Raw genomic sequence first — 19,015 nt, forward strand, 5'->3', positions numbered from 1 at the left:
CCTGCTCAGGTTGCATACAACTGTGAATGCTCTCACATAAAAAAGTCTTTCAGAACGTAACTTAGCGGTTCTTTATCACTCTGAAAGGAACTCCGATGAAACTAAAAGCAATGAGCGCAGCACTTCTGTTGACTTTGCCTTTCTGGGCCTGCGCCAAAGATGTCACCATAATTTATACCAACGATCTTCATGCCCATGTCGAACCTTATAAAGTGCCATGGATAGCGGATGGTAAACGAGATATTGGTGGTTGGGCGAATATCACGACGATGGTGAAACAGGAAAAAGCGAAAAATAACGCGACCTGGTTTTTTGATGCCGGAGATTATTTTACCGGGCCTTACATCAGTAGCCTGACGAAGGGCAAAGCGATAATCGATATTATGAATACGATGTCCTACGATGCGGTGACTATCGGTAATCATGAGTTCGATCACGGCTGGGATAATACGTTGCTTCAGCTTAGCCAGGCGACATTCCCGATTGTTCAGGGCAATATTTTTTATCAGAACAGCGATAAATCGTTCTGGGATAAGCCCTATACCATTATCGAAAAAGATGGCGTGAAAATTGGCGTGATTGGCCTGCACGGCGTGTTTGCTTTTAATGACACCGTTTCTGCCGCGACGCGAGTGGGTATCGAAGCGCGCGATGAGGTGAAATGGCTACAGCATTATATCGATGAACTTAACGGTAAAGTGGATCTGACCGTGGCCCTGATCCATGAAGGCGTCCCGGCGCGTCAGTCGAGCCAGGGGGGAACCGATGTGCGTCGTGCGCTGGATAAAGATATTCAGACTGCGGGTCAGGTGAAAGGCCTGGACGTTTTAATTACCGGCCATGCTCACGTTGGCACACCGGAGCCCATTAAAGTGGGTAATACGTTGATTCTTTCTACCGATAGCGGCGGCATCGATGTGGGTAAACTGGTGCTGGATTATCAGGAGAAACCGCACCAATTCACGGTGAAGCACTTTGAGCTGAAGACGCTTTATGCCGATGAATGGAAGCCTGATCCGCAGACAAAACAGGTCATCGACGGCTGGAATAAGCAACTTGATCAACTGGTGCAGCAGGTCATTACACAATCGCCCGTTGAACTGACCCGTGCGTATGGCATCTCTTCGCCGTTGGGCAATCTTGCCGCTGACGCCTTGCTGTTGGCAGCAGGTAGGAGTACGCAGATGGCGTTAACCAACTCGGGCGGGATCCGGAATGAGATCCCCGCCGGGGCGGTGAGCATGGGCGCCGTTATCAGCACCTTCCCGTTTCCCAACGAGCTGGTCACCATGGATCTAACCGGGAAGCAGTTGCGTAGCCTGATGGAGCATGGCGCCGGGTTGAGCAACGGCGTGCTGCAGGTCTCCCGGGGACTGGAAATGAAGTATGACAGCAGCAAACCTGTGGGCCAGCGCGTTGTGTTATTTAGGCTAAACGGTAAACCGATTGACGATACGACGGTTTACCATATTGCCACCAACAGCTTCCTTGCAGATGGCGGCGATGGTTTTGTCGCGTTTACCGAGGGGCAGGCGCGTAATACCTCCGGCGGCTATTACGTTTCAAATGCGGTCGTAGACTATTTCAAAGCCGGGCAAAAGATAACGGATGAGCAGCTTAGCGGGCAGCGCGTTGTCGATGTGAAGAAATAAGTTTTTAAGGCCGGGCAGTCAGCCCGGCCTTAAGCGATCAGTGGGCCGCAAATACCGCCCTGGCGGCAAACAGGCCGTTGAGGGCCGCCGGGAATCCGGCATAGACTGCCATCTGCATGATCGCTTCCGTAATCTCCTCTTGCGTCAGGCCGACGTTTAATCCCGCGGCAATGTGTACTTTCAGCTGTGGCTCGGCGTTACCCAACGCCGTGAGCGCGGCGATGGTGGCGATTTCCCGGCTGCGTAAATCGAGCCCTGGCCTGGCGTAAATATCGCCGAAGGGGAACTCAATCAGATAGCGGGCGAAATCGGGGGCGATATCCCGCAGGCTGTCGACGACAGCTTCCCCGCCCTTACCATCCACCCGCTGAAGCATTTCCTGACCGATGATATAACGTTCGCTGGACATCGTTTTTTCCTCTCTGTGATGGTGCGTTAAGAGGAAGGGTAGGGAAGTGTGCCGGACTTGAGTAATACCCTTTTCGTGATACCTTTTCAGTATGACAACTTCGCGATTACATTCCCTGGATATTCGCCTGCTGCGCGCCTTTGCCGTGGTAGCGGAGGAAAATAACATCAGCCGGGCGGCGCAGCGGTTATTTATCTCGCAGCCGCCGCTGACCCGCCATATCCGCCATCTGGAAGCGCAGCTGGGGGTGACGCTGTTTCAGCGCCATAGCAAAGGCCTGATCCTGACCGACGCGGGTAGAGAGGTGCTGGAGATGATTCAACCTCTGCTGGCGCTCCAGGAACGCACGCTGGCGGCATTGAGTGAGCTCGCCGCCAACTCGCCGCAGGCTCTACGTCTGGGCGTGACGACGGCCTTCGAACAGGGCATTTTCGCCGCCGTTGAGGCTGCGCTGAGCGAACATACCCGCGCGTTGCATATCACCCGCCACGCCTCACCGGCGCTGGCTCAGCAGGTACGCAAAGGCAAACTCGATGCGGCGCTGGTCGCGTTGCCGCTCAATACTGAAGGGCTGCACCTGCACCCATTGCCGTATCATGAGCCGCTCATTGCGGCATTACCTGCCTCCTGGCCGGAAGCCGCCAGGCCAGGGCTGACGTTAAGCGCGCTCAATCATCGGCCGCTGTTCTGGTTTAAACGCGAGCGTAATCCTGGTTTCTTTGACTACACGCGCCGCATTTTCGACCGGGCTGGCTATGCCCCGACGTATGTGGAAGAGCCGGCCGAGCATGATGTGCTGCTGGCGCGTATTGCGCGCGGCGAAGGCATGATCCTGCTGCCGGCGTCCTTTTCCGCGATTCAGCGTCAGGGGGTGGCGTTCTGCCCGGTGGCTGAGGGCGACGCGATGCCGTTAAGCCTTGGGGTGATTTATCCGCCTCACCAGGCAGAGTCCGTGCAGCAATGGCTTTCTCTGCTGGATGGCATTCTGGCGACTGGCTAGTCTCAGGCTGACTCGCGAGCCACCTTATATTGCCCACCGAGCCGCTTCCTGTGCGTGGCCAGGTGATCGGAAGATGAAATTTTTTCATGTAGGTGACCTATTCCTCACTCTTTACGCAGATTTTTCTATTGACGCCCGCGCGCTTTTCCGTCATTTTTACATCTGGACGTCTAAACGTATAGAAGTTCGCAATATAACAGCCATTACATGCGATTGATGAGGTAAGGTATGAGCTTTTTTCACGCCAATCAGCGGGAAGCCCTGAATCAGAGCCTGGCGGAAGTCCAGGGCCAGATTAATGTGTCTTTTGAATTCTTTCCGCCGCGCACCAGTGAAATGGAGCAAACCCTGTGGAAATCCATCGATCGCCTGAGCAGTCTGAAACCGAAGTTTGTTTCGGTAACCTATGGCGCGAACTCTGGCGAGCGCGATCGCACCCACAGCATCATCAAAGGCATTAAAGAGCGAACCGGTCTGGAAGCAGCGCCGCACCTGACCTGTATCGATGCCAGCCGCGATGAGTTGCGCACTATCGCTCAGGATTACTGGAACAACGGTATCCGCCATATCGTCGCCCTGCGCGGCGACCTGCCGCCGGGCAGCGGTAAACCGGATATGTACGCCGCCGATCTGGTGACGTTGCTGAAAGAGGTAGGCGATTTTGATATCTCTGTCGCCGCGTATCCGGAAGTGCATCCGGAGGCGAAAAGCGCGCAGGCGGATTTACTGAACCTGAAACGCAAAGTAGAAGCAGGGGCCAACCGCGCGATCACCCAGTTCTTCTTCGATGTGGAAAGCTACCTGCGTTTTCGCGATCGCTGCGTCTCGGCAGGCATCGACGTGGAAATCATTCCCGGTATCCTGCCGGTTTCCAACTTTAAACAGGCGAAAAAGTTTGCGGATATGACCAACGTCCGTATCCCGGTGTGGATGTCAAAAATGTTCGAAGGGCTGGATAACGACGCCGAAACTCGTCAACTGGTGGGGGCGAATATCGCCATGGACATGGTGAAGATCTTAAGCCGGGAAGGGGTCAAGGATTTCCACTTCTACACCCTGAACCGCGCCGAGATGAGCTACGCCATCTGCCATACGCTGGGCGTACGCCCGGCCTGAGTTTTCATTAACGTTTAGTGCGATGGCGAAGCCGGTATTCGCCATCGCTTTTTTTTGCCCAAAACGCTGATACAGGTCAGGGGAGAGCAGAAGATAAAGCGCGTATAGTGCCAGCCTGATAATTGACAGGGATGGGTTATGCAATGGCAAGGAAGAGCGATCCACTGGCGTTTGGCGGTTTGGCGTTATTAACGCTGATCTGGAGCTTTAGCTGGATCGCGATGAAGCAAGTGACGAGCTATATCGGCGCTTTTGACTTCACGGCGCTGCGCTGTATTTTTGGCGCCGTGGTGCTATGGATAGTGATGTTGATCCGCGGTAAAGCGCTCAAGCCGACGCCTTTCGGCTACACCCTGGCGATCGCGTTATTGCAAACCTGTGGCATGGTTGGTCTGGCACAGTGGGCGCTAATGAGCGGTGGCGCCGGTAAAGTGGCGATCCTGAGTTATACCATGCCATTCTGGGTAGTGGTGATGGCCGCGTTATTCTTAGGTGAGCGCATGCGGCGATGGCAGTATATCGCCATCGGGGTGGCATGCGTGGGCCTGATACTCGTACTTCAGCCTTGGCAACTCGACTTTACTTCCCTGAAAAGCGCCTTGCTGGCGATCCTCTCCGGCGTGAGCTGGGGGGCAGGTGCGATCGTCGCGAAGCGTATGTATACCCGGTATCCGCAGGTTGATTTGCTGGCACTAACGACATGGCAGATGCTATATGCCGCCGTAGTAATGAGCGTAGTGGCCTGGCTCGTCCCGCAACGGGCGGTAGACTGGCAGCCCGACGTTTTCTGGGCCCTGGCTTACAGCGCAATCCTTGCAACGGCGCTGGCCTGGAGTCTGTGGCTTTTTGTACTGCGTAATTTACCGGCAAGTATAGCCGGTCTGAGTACGCTGGCCGTACCGGTCTGTGGCGTGCTATTTTCCTGGTGGCTACTACATGAAAATCCAGGAAAGGTGGAAGGTTGGGGCATTGCGTTGATAGTACTGGCGTTGGCGATGATCAGTATCAAGAGACGAGGGGCATAGCCTGCTCCGGCCTGCAGAGATGCATAAAAAACACCCGGCTGTCGCCGGGTGTTTTGCTCTGGTTTATTCCCATTCCTGCAGGAAGCGCTGACCATACTGGTCGGCCACCAGCAGCGCGGCGTAGACCTGGTCGGAATCAACGCCGCCCGGCATATTGTGAATGGTTTCGCCTTCAGCGCAGGCGGCTTCCGCCACCAGACGCATTTTGGTCGGGATATCACCTTTGATATCCAGCTGCGCCAGGGTGATCGGCAGCCCAACGCTGTGGCACAGCGCGGCGACGGTCTCTATTTCGTCCACCGGCGCATTTTCCAGCACCAGCTGCGTCAGGGTTCCGAACGCCACTTTTTCCCCGTGATAATAGTGATGGGCGTCAGGGATGGCCGTCATGCCGTTATGAATCGCGTGCGCCGCCGCGAGACCACCGCTTTCGAAACCCACGCCGCTCAGATAGGTGTTGGCTTCCACCACCCGCTCCAGCGCCGGGGTGACCACGTGCTGTTCGGCGGCCAGCATCGCTTTTTCACCCTCTTCGAGTAAGGTGTTGTAGCATAGCTCGGCCAGCGCCAGCGCCGCCTGGGTGCACTTCCCGCCCGCCATAGTGGTGGCGCCGCTACGGGAGCAGGCGCGGGCTTCGAACCAGGTAGCCAGCGCATCGCCAATCCCGGCGGCCAGCAGGCGGGCCGGCGCGCCGGCAACGATCTGCGTATCGACAATGACCATGTTGGGGTTGCGCGGCAGCATCAGGTAGCTGTCGAATTCCCCTTCGTCGGTGTATATCACCGACAGCGCGCTGCACGGCGCATCGGTGGAGGCGATGGTGGGGGCGATCGCCACCGGCACATTCATAAAGTGGGCCAGCGCTTTCGCGGTATCCAGGGTTTTGCCACCGCCGATCCCCAGCACGGCGGTGCACTTCGCGTTGCCGGCGATATCGCGTAGGCGGTTGATTTCATTATGCGAACACTCACCGCCAAACGGCGCGATTTCGGCCGCCAGGCCAGCGTCGGCCAGGCTTTTACGCAGCATCTCTTCCGCAAACCCCAGGACGAACTTATCACCGACTACCAGCCAGCGCTCGGCCAGCGGTTTCAGATAGTCGCCGAGGCGCTTGATGGCGCCTGCGCCCTGGATATATTTGCCTGGTGATTGAATAATGCGATCCATTTCGATTCCTCCTCGATGACCGTGACGCCGCCCGCAGGCGGCTCGCGGATCCGGTTACAGATTCAGCGTGCCAAAGGCGTTATTCCAGTCCTGTTCAAACTTCTCTATGGCTGACTCTACCGCAGGGGTGCCGAGCATTTGTTGCGCTACATCTAGTGGAAGGGTGATTGCTTCGCAGCCAGCCAGCAGACAATCCAGCGCCTGGCGTGGCGTTTTGAAGCTTGCCGCCAAAACTTTGCTCTCGGGCGCATGCATTTCCAGCAGGGATTGCAGCTCCTGCACCATGCGGATGCCGTCCCCGCCCTGGGCGTCGACGCGGTTAACGTAAGGCGCGACGTACTTTGCGCCGGCCAGCGCGGCCAGCAGGCCTTGCGAAGCGCTGTAGACAGCGGTGCCAAGGGTCGGGATGCCTTCTTTCTTCAGCAGTTTGATAGCGGCGAGCCCTTCGGCGGTGACCGGGATTTTGACCACAATGCCCGGCACGGCATTGCTCAGACGTTTGGCCTCTTCCACCATGCCCTGCGCGTCGCGGCTCATGGTCTGCGCGAAGAGGGTGCCCTCCGGACCGACGGCTTTTTGCAGGCGCGGCAGCACATCCCAGACCGGGACTTTACCGGCGGCGATAATGCTCGGGTTGGTGGTTACCCCGGCCAGCGGGTAGATGCGGGCCAGGCGTTCCACTTCGGCGACGTTGGCGGTATCCAGATAGAGTTCCATTGTGTTTTCCTCAATGCTTAATTCGGTGCTGTCGTTGAGGTAAGCATACGGCTTTCGTTCGAAGGATCGCCAGATGACAAATTTGCCAAAAACTGGATAAATGTACGCATCGTGATTAAGGATGATTTAGATCACATTTATCGGCGCTGGCTGGGATGGGAGGTTACTATAGCGCGCACAAAAGTCAGGTTTAACACACAAAAATCTAGTTTTTTACCGGGGATGCTTTTTCCGTCAGCTGGCTATGGTACTGGCGGCGGTATTCAGACGGCGAGCGTTCCGTAGTTTTGCGGAACAGGCGGCAGAAGTAGTTGCTGTCGGCGAAGCCGCAGGCGTGGGCGATGTCTTTCACTTTCATATCGTGGCCCTTCAGCAGCATACGGGCCTGTTCGAGACGAATATGGTTTAGATATTCATTGAAGCCCATTGGCCCACATTTCTGGAACAGATGGGAAAGATAGTTGGGAGAGAGGTAGAACGCCTGGGCCACCGATTCCCGGCTCAGCGGTTCCGCATAATGGATGTCCATATATTGGCGGATCGCTTCAAACAACGCCTGGCTGCGCGAGGAGGTTTGCGCCTGGCTGCCGAGAAGATCATGGCAGTGGCTGAGCAGGCTGACGACGATGCTGCGGGCGGTTTGCTGCTCCTGCGGTTGCATCCGGAGTTCATTGAGCGCCTGCAGCAGAAATGATCCGACGCGCGGCCCGCGGCGCAGCGCCTGCCGCTTGTCGACAACAGTTATCGCCTTGCCATTCCAGTGCTGCAGCGAGCACTCCAGCTGCTGCTTAGCGAACAGGATGCTTAACAGCAGGCAAGGCGCTTGCCACTGCGGGCAGTTCCAGCTATCGCCAGGAATATAGAGCACGTCGTTGGCTTCGAGGGGAGGGGCGTTATCGCCGAGCGCCTGGTCGGGCAACTGCCCATCGAGGAGGATATTCAGACGGGGAAAATCCACCTGCACCACCGGCTCAGCAGGCGAGCGCGTCTCGCCGGCGAAATAAACCCGGCCGAGGCTGGTCTGCTTTTTTAGCAATGCATCAATAAGCTGATTGATATCGTTGTCCATCATTCTTCCGTTCAGCGCATCACCCTTTTCATCATACCGGACATTATTCCAGCGGTAAAAGCGCTTGCCTGTCGCTCTTGCCTCCCAGATAAGATATGTTATATCGTAACAATTTGTCGCCATTGATAGCAAACTCAGGAGAGAGTAATGACCAGAAAGATCCCCCTGCTGGCCTTAGGATTCGGCATGGCTTTAGCCAGCGCCCAGGCGTTCGCCCACGGCAACCATAGCCATGGCCCGGCGTTAACCGAAGTGGAGCGTCAGGCCAGCGAAGGCATTTTTGCGGATAAAGATGTGCAGGACCGCGCGCTGAGCGACTGGGAAGGCGTCTGGCAGTCGGTGAACCCGTATCTGCTCAACGGCGATCTCGATCCGGTGCTGGAGCAGAAGGCGAAAAAGCCCGGCGGCAAGAGCGTGGAGGAGTATCGCGCCTATTATAAGAAGGGCTACGCCACCGATGTGGAGCAGATTGGCATTGAAGATGACGTGATTGAGTTCCACGTTGGCCAGACCGTCAATAGCTGCAAATACCGCTATTCAGGCTATAAAATTCTGCATTACGCCTCCGGTAAGAAGGGCGTGCGTTATCTGTTCGAGTGCCAGCAGGGCGATGCCAACGCGCCGAAATTTGTGCAATTCAGCGACCATATCATTGGCCCGCGTAAATCACAGCATTTCCATATTTTCATGGGCAATGAATCACAGGAGGCGTTGCTGAAAGAGATGGATAACTGGCCGACCTATTATCCGTATGCGCTGCATAAAGAACAGATCGTTGATGAGATGCTGCACCACTAGAACGGGCGGAAAACCCCCGGCCGGGCGGCCGGGGGGAGATAGATTAACCGGTGTTACGCATACCGGCGGCGACGCCGGCGATGGTGACCATCAGCGCTTGTTCAACGCGCGGATCCGGGTCCTTGCCCTCTATTTCAGCCTGGCGTGAACGGTGCAGCAGTTCCGCCTGCAGGACGTTCAGCGGGTCGGTATAGATATTACGCAGCTGGATAGACTCGGCGATCCACGGCAGGTCGGCCATCAGATGGGAGTCGTTGGCGATGGCCAGCACGACGTTGATATCGGCAGCCAGCAGCTTGCGCAGCTCGGAACCCAGCGCCCACAGCTCCGGCTTCACCAGGCGCTGATCGTAGTACTCCGCCAGCCACAGGTCGGCCTTCGAGTAAACCATCTCCAGCATGCCGAGGCGGGTAGAGAAGAACGGCCAGTCGCGACACATGGCTTCCAGTTCACTCTGTTTTCCACCTTCGACCACCTTCTGCAGCGCAGCGCCAGCGCCCAGCCAGGCCGGCAGCATCAGGCGGTTCTGGGTCCAGGCGAAGATCCACGGAATGGCGCGCAGCGACTCGACGCCGCCGGTTGGACGACGTTTTGCCGGACGCGAACCCAGCGGCAGTTTGCCCAGCTCCTGCTCCGGGGTCGCAGAGCGGAAGTAAGGGACGAAATCTTTGTTTTCACGCACGTAGCCGCGATACATCTTGCACGACACGTCGGACAGCTCGGCCATGATGTCGCGCCATTCTGCTTTCGGCTCCGGCGGCGGCAGCAGGTTGGCTTCCAGAATGGCGCTGGTATACAGCGACAGGCTGCTGATGGTGACTTCCGGCAGGCCGTACTTAAAGCGGATCATCTCGCCCTGCTCGGTAACGCGCAGGCCGCCTTTCAGGCTTCCCGGCGGCTGCGAGAGCAGCGCGGCGTGGGCCGGCGCGCCGCCGCGGCCGATAGAGCCGCCGCGACCGTGGAACAGCGTCAGTTCAATACCGGCTTTTTCGCAGGTTTTGATCAGCGCGTCCTGCGCCTGGTACTGCGCCCAGGAGGCGGCCATCACGCCGGCATCTTTAGCGGAGTCAGAGTAGCCGATCATGACCATCTGCTTGCCCTGGATAAAGCCGCGGTACCAGTCGATATTCAGCAGCTGGGTCATGACGTCGTTGGCGTTGTTGAGGTCATCCAGCGTTTCGAACAGCGGGGCCACCGGCAGAGCAAAGCCAATCCCGGCTTCTTTCATCAGGAGATGAACCGCCAGCACATCGGACGGCGTTTTCGCCATCGAGATCACGTAGGCAGCGATCGATCCGCGCGGCGCCTCGGCGATCACCTTGCAGGTGTCGAGAACTTCACGCGTCTCTTCGCTTGGCTCCCACTGGCGCGGCAGCAGCGGACGTTTGGAATTCAGTTCGCGGATCAGGAAAGCCTGTTTGTCGGCTTCCGACCAGCTTTCGTAGTCGCCGATCCCGAGGTAACGGGTCATTTCACCCAGCGCTTCGGTATGGCGGGTGCTTTCCTGACGAATATCAATACGGACCAGCGGTACGCCGAAAGACTTCACGCGGCGCAGGGTGTCGAGCAGCTCGCCGTTGGCGATAATGCCCATGCCGCAGGCCTGCAGCGATTTATAGCAGGCGTACAGCGGCTCCCACAGCTGCTCGTTCTGAGTGATCAGTCCCGCCGGTTTCGGCAGCTTCTGACCTTTCAGACGCGCTTCCAGCCAGGCCTGGGTCTCCATCAGTTGAGAGCGCAGTTTTTTCATCAGATAACGGTAAGGTTCCTGAGCGCCCTCGGCGCCAGCCAGGGCGCGCAGCTCGTCGGTACACTCCACCATCGACAGCTCGGAGATCAGCACCTGCACGTCTTTGAGGAACAGGTCGGTCGCTTTCCAGCGGCTGAGCAGCAGCACGTGGCGGGTGATGTCGGCAGTCACGTTCGGGTTGCCGTCGCGGTCGCCGCCCATCCACGAGGTGAAACGCACCGGGACGAAGTCCACCGGCAGCTGATAGCCAAGGTTGGCTTCCAGCTGTTCGTTCAGCTCGCGCAGATAGTTAGGCACCCCTTCCCACAGGCTGTTTTCCACCACCGCGAAGCCCCATTTGGCTTCATCGACCGGGGAAGGGCGGTGCTTACGAATTTCATCGGTATGCCACGACTGGGCGATCAGCTGGCGCAGACGGCGCATTAGCTGATGGTGCTCGTAGTCAGCGATATCTTTGTTGTCCAACTGCTTAAGGCAGTTGTTCACTTCCACCATTTTATGGATCAGCGTCCGGCGGGTGATCTCGGTCGGGTGGGCGGTTAACACCAGCTCCAGAGACAGCGATTCCACCGCTTGTTTGATGGTCTCTTCGTTGAGATTGGGTTGGTCTTTGAGCTTTCTCAGGGTACGCGCAATGACTTCCGGATTGCTGGCCGCTTCGCCATTGGCCGAAATGCTGTGGTACTGCTCAGCGGTGTTGGCCAGATTCAGAAACTGGCTGAAGGCACGGGCCACCGGCAGCAGTTCGTCGTTTGACAAATTCTGCAGCGTGGTCAGCAGCTCCTGGCGGTTAGCTTCGTTGCCGGCGCGTGAAGATTTGGACAACTTACGGATAGTTTCGACACGATCAAGAATATTTTCTCCCAATGCATCCTTGATGGTATCGCCCAGCACCTTGCCGAGCATACTGACATTACTACGCAATGCGGAATATTGTTCGTTCATGTTACCCCAGACACCCCATCTCATTTTATTTTGTTATATCCGCTGCGCTGGAACGTGAGCAACGGATAAGCAACCCGTCTTTTATAAAGCCACGTAAATACCCCCACGTCAATTACTGCGAAATCGCTTCAGCAAACGAGTAAATCGCCGTAATTTGCGAAATTTAATTCAGGGAGCGCTGGATAAGTATCGCTTATGGAAATGTGACGATCGTCACCGTTCCGCCCCGGGAGAACGGGGCGGAAAAAGAGGGCGATTTTAGTGCCAGCAGAAGTGATGAACCACCTGGCTAATCAGCTCCCGGGTCGGCTTGATAAAGCGCGTCTCCAGATACTCGTCAGGCTGATGGGCCTGATTGATGGAGCCCGGGCCGAGAACCAGCGTCGGACACAGCGTCTGGATAAACGGCGCTTCGGTGCAGTAGTTCACCACGTCGGTCTGCGCGCCAAGCAGTTTCTCGACCACCTGCACCAGCTTATGGTCCGGCGGGCACTCGTAGCCGGGGATCGGCGGATGCAGCTCAGAGACCGTCAGGCGGCCCGGCCAGCGTTCGCTGACCGGGGCCAGCGCCTCGCCCAACAGACCATTAAGATCGTTTAGGGTCATCCCCGGCAGCGGGCGGATATCCATATGCAGTTCACAGCAGGCGCAGATACGGTTTGAGGCATCGCCGCCATGGATAGCGCCCAGGTTGAGGGTTGGGTAAGGGACCGTAAACGCTTCGAAGTGATAGCGCTCTTTTAGCAGATCGCGCAACTGCATAATCCGGCCGATGGCGTCGTGCATCAGCTCAATCGCGTTGACCCCGCGCGCCGGATCGCTGGAGTGGCCGGACTGGCCCTGAATACGGATCGCGTTGGACATATGGCCTTTATGGGCGCGGATCGGCTGCAGGGAGGTGGGCTCGCCGATGATGGCGCAGTCCGGGCGCAGCCGGGTGGTTTCGGCAAAGTAGCGCGCGCCGGCCATGCTGGTCTCTTCGTCGGCAGTGGCCAGAATATACAGCGGCTTTTTCAGCGTGGTGACGTCGACATCGCGCAGGGCGTCGAGAATAAAGGCGAAGAAGCCTTTCATATCGGCCGTGCCGAGACCGTAGAGCTTGTTATCGTGTTCGGTGAGGGTGAACGGGTCGCGCGTCCAGCGGCCATCATCGAACGGCACGGTATCGGTATGCCCGGCGAGCAGCAGGCCGCCGGCGCCGTGTCCGGTGCTGGCCAGCAGGTTGAATTTATGGCGCGTATCCGGCACCGGCTGTATCTCAACATTGAAGCCGAGATCGCGGAACCAGCCTGCCAGCAAATTGATTAAAGACTCATTGCTTTGATCGAGAGCCTCTTCAGTCGCGCTGATGGACGGTGTGGCGATCAACGCGCGGTAAATCTCGATAAAGGGCGGTAAATTGTTTTTCATTGTTGACACACCTTGGGTCGTGATAGTATCAATATTCATGCATTTATTGTGAATAAAAATACAATATCGTTGAGCGTAAGAAAACCCATCGAATGTAAGGAGATGCGCTTCCAATGTTAAATACGCTGATTGTGGGTGCCAGTGGTTATGCCGGCGCAGAGCTGGTGACCTATATCAATCGTCATCCGCATATGAACATAACCGCTTTGACGGTCTCCGCGCAAAGCAATGATGCGGGAAAATTAATTTCCGACCTGCATCCGCAGCTCAAAGGCATTGTCGATATGCCGCTGCAGCCGATGTCCGATATCAGCGAATTCAGCGCTGGCGTGGACGTGGTGTTTCTCGCCACCGCGCACGAAGTGAGTCACGATCTGGCGCCGCAGTTCCTTGCCGCTGGCTGCGTGGTGTTCGATCTCTCCGGTGCCTTCCGCGTTAACGATGGGGCGTTCTACGAAAAATATTACGGTTTCACTCATCAGCATCCCGACCTGCTCAAACAGGCGGTGTATGGTCTGGCGGAGTGGAGCGCGGATGCGCTTAAAGACGCGCAGTTAATCGCAGTGCCAGGCTGCTATCCGACGGCGGCGCAGCTGTCGCTGAAGCCGCTGATTGAGGCCAATCTGCTGGATCTCAACCAGTGGCCGGTAATCAACGCTACCAGCGGGGTGAGCGGCGCGGGTCGTAAAGCCGCGATCGGCAACAGCTTCTGTGAAGTTAGCCTGCAGCCGTACGGCATATTTAACCATCGCCATCAGCCGGAGATTGCCAGCCACCTCGGGGCAAAGGTAATTTTTACCCCGCACCTGGGTAATTTTAAGCGCGGCATCCTGGAAACCATTACCTGCCGCCTGAAGCCGGGCGTCGACCATGCGCAGATCGCGGCGGTTTACCAGCAGGCTTACGCCGATAAACCACTGGTACGTTTATATGATAAAGGCGTGCCCGCTTTGAAAAGCGTCGAAGGCCTGCCATTCTGTGATATCGGTTTTGCCGTGCAGGACGATCATCTCATCGTCGTCGCGGCAGAGGATAACCTGCTGAAAGGCGCCGCAGCGCAGGCGGTGCAGTGCGCGAATATTCGTTTCGGCTTCGCTGAGACGCAGTCTCTTATTTAAGGTGTGATGATGAACCCATTAATTATCAAACTTGGCGGCGTATTACTCGATAGCGAAGAAGCGCTGGAGCGCCTTTTTACCGCGCTGGTTAACTACCGTGAAGCGCACCAGCGTCCGCTGATTATCGTCCACGGCGGCGGCTGCGTGGTGGATGAGCTGATGAAGCAGCTCAACCTGCCGGTGCAGAAGAAAAATGGCCTGCGCGTTACGCCGGCTGAGCAAATCGACATCATCACCGGCGCGCTGGCGGGAACCGCCAACAAGACGCTGCTGGCGTGGGCGAAAAAACATGGTATTTCCTCGGTAGGCCTGTTCCTCGGCGATGGCGATAGCGTGAAGGTCACGCAACTGGATGCTGAGCTGGGCCATGTCGGGCTGGCGCAGCCGGGCTCCCCGACGCTGATCAACACCCTGCTGGCCGGCGGTTACCTGCCGGTGGTGAGCTCTATCGGGGTGACCGATGAAGGCCAGCTGATGAACGTCAACGCTGACCAGGCGGCGACAGCGCTGGCGGCCACCCTGGGGGCGGATCTGATCCTGTTGTCTGACGTTAGCGGTATCCTCGACGGTAAAGGGCAGCGCATTGCCGAGATGACCGCCGAGAAAGCGGAGCAGCTGATCGAGCAGGGGATTATCACCGACGGCATGATTGTTAAAGTGAATGCGGCCCTTGACGCCGCACGTGCCCTGGGCCGTCCGGTGGATATCGCCTCCTGGCGTCACGCCGAGCAGCTGCCGGCGTTATTTAACGGCACGCCGATCGGCACACGTATTCTGGCTTAAGATTTCATGCCCGGCGGCGCGTCGTCTGCCGGGCTTACAAGACCGTAGGCCGGGCGGCACAATGCCGCCGGCGGAACTAACGAATAAAGGAAGCATGTTATGGCACTTTGGGGCGGGCGTTTTACACAGGCAGCAGATCAACGGTTCAAACAGTTCAACGACTCGTTGCGCTTCGACTATCGTCTGGCGGAGCAGGATATCGTTGGCTCTGTCGCCTGGTCGAAAGCGCTGGTAACGGTCGGCGTTCTGAGTGCCGCTGAACAGCAGCAGCTGGAAGAAGCGCTGAACGTGCTGCTGGAAGAGGTGCGCGCCAATCCGCAGCAAATCCTCGCCAGCGATGCCGAAGATATTCACAGCTGGGTGGAAGGCAAGCTGATCGATAAAGTGGGCCAGCTGGGCAAGAAACTGCACACCGGGCGCAGCCGTAACGACCAGGTCGCCACCGATCTTAAACTGTGGTGCAAAGATACCGTTGTCGAACTGCTCTCAGCGAACCGCCAGCTGCAGAGCGCGCTGGTGGAGACCGCCCAGCAGAATCAGGACGCGGTAATGCCGGGGTACACCCACCTGCAGCGCGCCCAGCCGGTGACGTTCGCGCACTGGTGTCTGGCCTACGTTGAAATGCTGGCGCGTGACGAAAGCCGTCTGCAGGACGCGCTGAAGCGCCTCGACGTCAGCCCGCTGGGCTGCGGCGCGCTGGCGGGGACGGCGTATGAGATCGACCGCGAGCAGCTGGCCGGCTGGCTGGGCTTTGCCTCCGCCACCCGCAACAGCCTCGACAGCGTGTCCGATCGCGATCATGTGCTGGAGCTGCTTTCCGATGCGGCTATCGGTATGGTGCATCTGTCGCGCTTTGCGGAAGATCTGATTTTCTTTAACTCCGGCGAGGCGAACTTCGTCGAGCTTTCCGACCGCGTGACCTCCGGCTCCTCGCTGATGCCGCAGAAGAAAAACCCGGACGCCCTGGAGCTTATCCGTGGCAAATGCGGCCGCGTGCAGGGTGCGCTGACCGGCATGATGATGACGCTGAAAGGACTGCCGCTGGCCTACAACAAAGACATGCAGGAAGATAAAGAGGGGCTTTTCGACGCCCTGGATACCTGGCTCGACTGCCTGCATATGGCGGCCCTGGTGCTGGACGGCATTCAGGTAAAACGTCCGCGCTGTGCGGAAGCGGCGCAGCAGGGCTATGCCAACGCCACTGAGCTGGCGGATTATCTGGTGGCGAAAGGCGTACCGTTCCGCGAGGCGCACCATATTGTCGGTGAAGCGGTAGTGGAAGCCATTGCGCAAGGGAAACCGCTGGAAGCGCTGACCCTGGCCGATCTGCAGAAATTCAGCCCAGTGATTGCGGACGATGTGTATCCGATCCTGTCGCTGCAGTCCTGCCTCGAGAAACGCGCAGCGAAAGGCGGCGTCTCGCCGCAGCAGGTAGCCCAGGCTATCAACGAGGCGAAGGCTCGTTTAAGCTAATCCTTAGATATCTGCCCTCCCTGACCCGGCCAAGCCCAGCGACGCCGGGTTTTTTATGCAAAAAAAAAGCGGACGCAAGGTCCGCAAAAGTTCACGTTGGCTTTAGTTGTTCGGGTAGAGAAACAGTGTGACGGGTCAGTGATTTTCACAGGTAGACCGTCTTTATGGGCGTATTATTGAACAGAAAACTTGATAGGGATAATCGTTCGTTGCTATGCTATCTATCGCCATGGACTATCGTGGCGATGGAGGATGAATAATGAATATTCGCGATCTTGAATACCTGGTAGCGCTCGCCGAACACCGCCACTTCCGGCGGGCGGCTGACTCATGCCATGTGAGCCAACCGACGCTCAGCGGACAGATCCGCAAGCTGGAGGATGAGCTTGGCGTCATGCTGCTGGAGCGCACCAGCCGTAAGGTTCTGTTTACCCAGGCGGGGCTGTTGCTGGTGGATCAGGCGCGTACCGTGTTACGCGAAGTAAAAGTGCTCAAGGAAATGGCAAGCCAACAAGGGGAAACCATGTCCGGGCCGCTGCATATCGGCCTGATCCCGACAATTGGCCCGTACCTGCTGCCGCACATCATTCCGATGCTGCATCAGACCTTCCCGAAGCTGGAAATGTATCTGCACGAAGCGCAGACCCATCAGCTGCTGGCTCAGCTCGACAGCGGTAAGCTCGACTGCGCTATCCTGGCGCTGGTCAAAGAGAGCGAGGCCTTTATCGAGGTGCCGCTGTTCGATGAGCCGATGATGCTGGCTATCTATGAGGATCATCCGTGGGCGAACCGCGATCGGGTGCCGATGTCGGATCTGGCCGGTGAAAAGCTGCTGATGCTGGAGGATGGCCACTGTCTGCGCGATCAGGCGATGGGCTTCTGCTTTGAAGCGGGGGCGGATGAGGATACCCACTTCCGCGCGACCAGCCTGGAAACGCTGCGCAATATGGTGGCGGCAGGCAGCGGCATTACCCTGCTGCCGGCGCTGGCGGTGCCGCAGGAGAGAAAACGCGATGGCGTAGTCTACCTGCCGTGCATTAAGCCAGAGCCAAGACGCACCATCGGTCTGGTTTATCGTCCAGGCTCCCCGCTGCGCAGCCGCTATGAACATCTGGCGGAGGCCATCCGCGGCACGATGGATGGCCATTTCGACAAGGCGTTAAAACAGGCGGTTTAAGCCGTTCAGCGCGGCAACCCGGTACGCTTCCGCCATGGTCGGGTAGTTAAAGGTGGTGTTGACGAAGTACTCGATGGTGTTGCCACCGCCTTTCTGCTCCATGATCGCCTGGCCGATATGAATAATTTCGGCCGCGCGCTCGCCAAAGCAGTGAATGCCAAGGATCTCCTTGGTTTCCCGATGGAACAGGATCTTCAGCGTACCAACGCTCATACCGACGATTTGCGCCCGCGCCAGGTGTTTAAACTGGGCGCGGCCCACCTCATATGGCACTTTCATCGCCGTCAGCTGCTGCTCGGTTTTCCCGACGGAGCTGATTTCCGGAATGGTATAGATCCCGGTCGGGATATCTTCAATCAGATGCGCTGAGGCTTCGCCTTTCACCAGCGCCTGGGCGGCAATGCGTCCCTGATCGTAAGCGGCAGAAGCCAGGCTTGGATAGCCGATGACATCGCCAACCGCATAGATGTGCGGGAGGGCGGTCTGATACATGCTGTTGACCTTCAGCTGACCGCGGCTGTCGGTCTGCAGACCGATATTTTCCAGCGCCAGGGTGTCGGTGTTGCCGGTGCGGCCGTTAGCGTACAGCAGGCAATCGGCCTTCAGCTTTTTGCCGGACTTCAGGTGCATGATCACCCCGTCATCCACCCCTTCAATTTTCTCATACTCCTCGTTGTGGCGAATAACCACGCCGCTGTTCCAGAAGTGATAAGAGAGCGAGTCTGACATCTCCTGATCGAGGAAGGCCAGCAGACGATCGCGGGTGTTGATCAGATCGACCTTCACCTCCATGCCGCGGAAGATCGACGCATATTCACAACCGATCACCCCGGCGCCGTAAATGATCACATGGCGCGGCTCATGCTGCAGGCTGAGAATCGAATCGCTGTCATAGATGCGCGGGTGGTGGAAATCGACATCCGCCGGATGGTAGGGACGCGATCCGCAGGCGATAACGAATTTCTCCGCGGTCACAGTCTCGACCGTGCCGTCATGGCACTCCAGCGCCAGAGTATGCTCATCCACGAAGTGGGCATTGCCCTGCAGAATTTCACAGTGGTTGCGCTCATAGAATCCCTGGCGCATATGAGTCTGCTGGTTGATGACGCTGTCGGCATGGTTAAGGATGTCGGCGAAAGAAGAGCGAAGAAGGCGGGAGTGGTCGCTGTAGAGGGGGTTTTGGTTAAACTCGATAATACGGCTGACGGCATGGCGGAGGGCTTTCGACGGGATGGTGCCCCAGTGGGTGCAACCGCCGCCGACATTATGGTAGCGCTCGATGACGGCAACGCGTGCTCCCTGTTTCACCAGTCCCATGGCGGCGCCTTCCCCGCCAGGACCGGAACCAATCACTATTGCATCATAATCCCAAGAGTGTGACATGGCATTACTCACCTGTTTTATAC

16 protein-coding genes are annotated in these 19,015 nt (G+C 57.5%); 9 read left to right on the forward strand and 7 right to left on the reverse strand.

Features of this window, described 5'->3' with window-relative positions:
- Positions 1-95: 95 nt before the first annotated feature.
- Positions 96-1,652 carry a bifunctional metallophosphatase/5'-nucleotidase gene (locus DR88_RS01780; protein WP_004150390.1) on the forward strand — a complete coding sequence of 519 codons (1,557 nt, stop codon included), beginning with the start codon at positions 96-98 and terminating at the stop codon, positions 1,650-1,652.
- Positions 1,653-1,689: 37 nt separating this feature from the next.
- Here DR88_RS01780 and DR88_RS01775 read toward each other — a convergent pair whose 3' ends face one another.
- Positions 1,690-2,061, reverse strand: a complete 372-nt coding sequence (locus tag DR88_RS01775; RefSeq protein WP_002882947.1) for a carboxymuconolactone decarboxylase family protein — start codon at positions 2,059-2,061, stop codon at positions 1,690-1,692.
- A gap of 91 nt (positions 2,062-2,152) precedes the next feature.
- Here DR88_RS01775 and DR88_RS01770 point away from each other — a divergent pair, with 91 nt between their 5' ends.
- The 3 genes from DR88_RS01770 to DR88_RS01760 all read left to right on the forward strand — a co-directional run bounded on the left by DR88_RS01770 (position 2,153) and on the right by DR88_RS01760 (position 5,202).
- Positions 2,153-3,061, forward strand: a complete 909-nt coding sequence (locus DR88_RS01770; RefSeq protein ID WP_025861507.1) for a LysR family transcriptional regulator — start codon at positions 2,153-2,155, stop codon at positions 3,059-3,061.
- A 228-nt stretch (positions 3,062-3,289) separates the two neighbouring features.
- Positions 3,290-4,177 (forward strand): methylenetetrahydrofolate reductase, encoded by an 888-nt coding sequence (gene metF / locus DR88_RS01765; protein ID WP_002882952.1) that lies wholly within the window; start codon positions 3,290-3,292, stop codon positions 4,175-4,177.
- A 143-nt stretch (positions 4,178-4,320) separates the two neighbouring features.
- Entirely contained in the window at positions 4,321-5,202 is an 882-nt protein-coding gene (locus tag DR88_RS01760) for a DMT family transporter (protein ID WP_023283106.1), read from the forward strand.
- A 63-nt stretch (positions 5,203-5,265) separates the two neighbouring features.
- Here DR88_RS01760 and gldA read toward each other — a convergent pair whose 3' ends face one another.
- From gldA to DR88_RS01745, 3 genes are all read right to left on the reverse strand, one after another.
- The gene (gene gldA / locus DR88_RS01755) at positions 5,266-6,369 is read right to left on the reverse strand and encodes a bifunctional L-1,2-propanediol dehydrogenase/glycerol dehydrogenase (RefSeq protein ID WP_004146274.1); all 1,104 of its coding nucleotides are present in this window, start codon (positions 6,367-6,369) and stop codon (positions 5,266-5,268) included.
- Positions 6,370-6,423: 54 nt separating this feature from the next.
- Positions 6,424-7,086 (reverse strand): fructose-6-phosphate aldolase, encoded by a 663-nt coding sequence (gene fsa, locus DR88_RS01750; protein WP_004177977.1) that lies wholly within the window; start codon positions 7,084-7,086, stop codon positions 6,424-6,426.
- 205 nt (positions 7,087-7,291) lie between these two features.
- Positions 7,292-8,278, reverse strand: coding sequence for an AraC family transcriptional regulator (locus DR88_RS01745; protein WP_004150392.1), 987 nt, complete (start codon positions 8,276-8,278; stop codon positions 7,292-7,294).
- Between the two features lie 24 nt (positions 8,279-8,302).
- Here DR88_RS01745 and zinT point away from each other — a divergent pair, with 24 nt between their 5' ends.
- Entirely contained in the window at positions 8,303-8,953 is a 651-nt protein-coding gene (zinT, locus tag DR88_RS01740) for a metal-binding protein ZinT (protein ID WP_004187297.1), read from the forward strand.
- A gap of 43 nt (positions 8,954-8,996) precedes the next feature.
- Here the strand turns inward: zinT and ppc are convergent, their stop codons facing one another.
- Both ppc and argE read right to left on the reverse strand, forming a co-directional pair.
- Positions 8,997-11,648 carry a phosphoenolpyruvate carboxylase gene (ppc, locus tag DR88_RS01735; protein ID WP_025861519.1) on the reverse strand — a complete coding sequence of 884 codons (2,652 nt, stop codon included), beginning with the start codon at positions 11,646-11,648 and terminating at the stop codon, positions 8,997-8,999.
- Between the two features lie 258 nt (positions 11,649-11,906).
- Positions 11,907-13,058, reverse strand: coding sequence for an acetylornithine deacetylase (gene argE / locus DR88_RS01730; protein WP_004177969.1), 1,152 nt, complete (start codon positions 13,056-13,058; stop codon positions 11,907-11,909).
- A 113-nt stretch (positions 13,059-13,171) separates the two neighbouring features.
- Here argE and argC point away from each other — a divergent pair, with 113 nt between their 5' ends.
- From argC to oxyR, 4 genes are all read left to right on the forward strand, one after another.
- A complete protein-coding gene (gene argC, locus DR88_RS01725) occupies positions 13,172-14,176 on the forward strand; it encodes an N-acetyl-gamma-glutamyl-phosphate reductase (RefSeq protein ID WP_004150396.1) in 1,005 nt (334 codons plus the stop codon).
- A gap of 6 nt (positions 14,177-14,182) precedes the next feature.
- Complete coding sequence (gene argB, locus DR88_RS01720) at positions 14,183-14,959, forward strand: acetylglutamate kinase (RefSeq protein WP_015959218.1); 777 nt, start codon at positions 14,183-14,185, stop codon at positions 14,957-14,959.
- 99 nt (positions 14,960-15,058) lie between these two features.
- A complete protein-coding gene (gene argH, locus DR88_RS01715; RefSeq protein ID WP_004146283.1) occupies positions 15,059-16,432 on the forward strand; it encodes an argininosuccinate lyase in 1,374 nt (457 codons plus the stop codon).
- A 259-nt stretch (positions 16,433-16,691) separates the two neighbouring features.
- Complete coding sequence (gene oxyR / locus DR88_RS01710) at positions 16,692-17,609, forward strand: DNA-binding transcriptional regulator OxyR (RefSeq protein WP_002883015.1); 918 nt, start codon at positions 16,692-16,694, stop codon at positions 17,607-17,609.
- On the opposite strand, the gene sthA is transcribed toward oxyR, so the two are convergent.
- Positions 17,592-18,992 (reverse strand): Si-specific NAD(P)(+) transhydrogenase, encoded by a 1,401-nt coding sequence (sthA, locus tag DR88_RS01705; protein WP_002883016.1) that lies wholly within the window; start codon positions 18,990-18,992, stop codon positions 17,592-17,594. The two genes, oxyR and sthA, sit on opposite strands and share 18 nt — an antisense overlap.
- Positions 18,993-19,015 lie beyond the last annotated feature (23 nt).

Origin of the sequence: Klebsiella pneumoniae, assembly GCF_000742135.1 — a bacterium.
In the GTDB taxonomy this organism is placed as follows: domain Bacteria; phylum Pseudomonadota; class Gammaproteobacteria; order Enterobacterales; family Enterobacteriaceae; genus Klebsiella; species Klebsiella pneumoniae.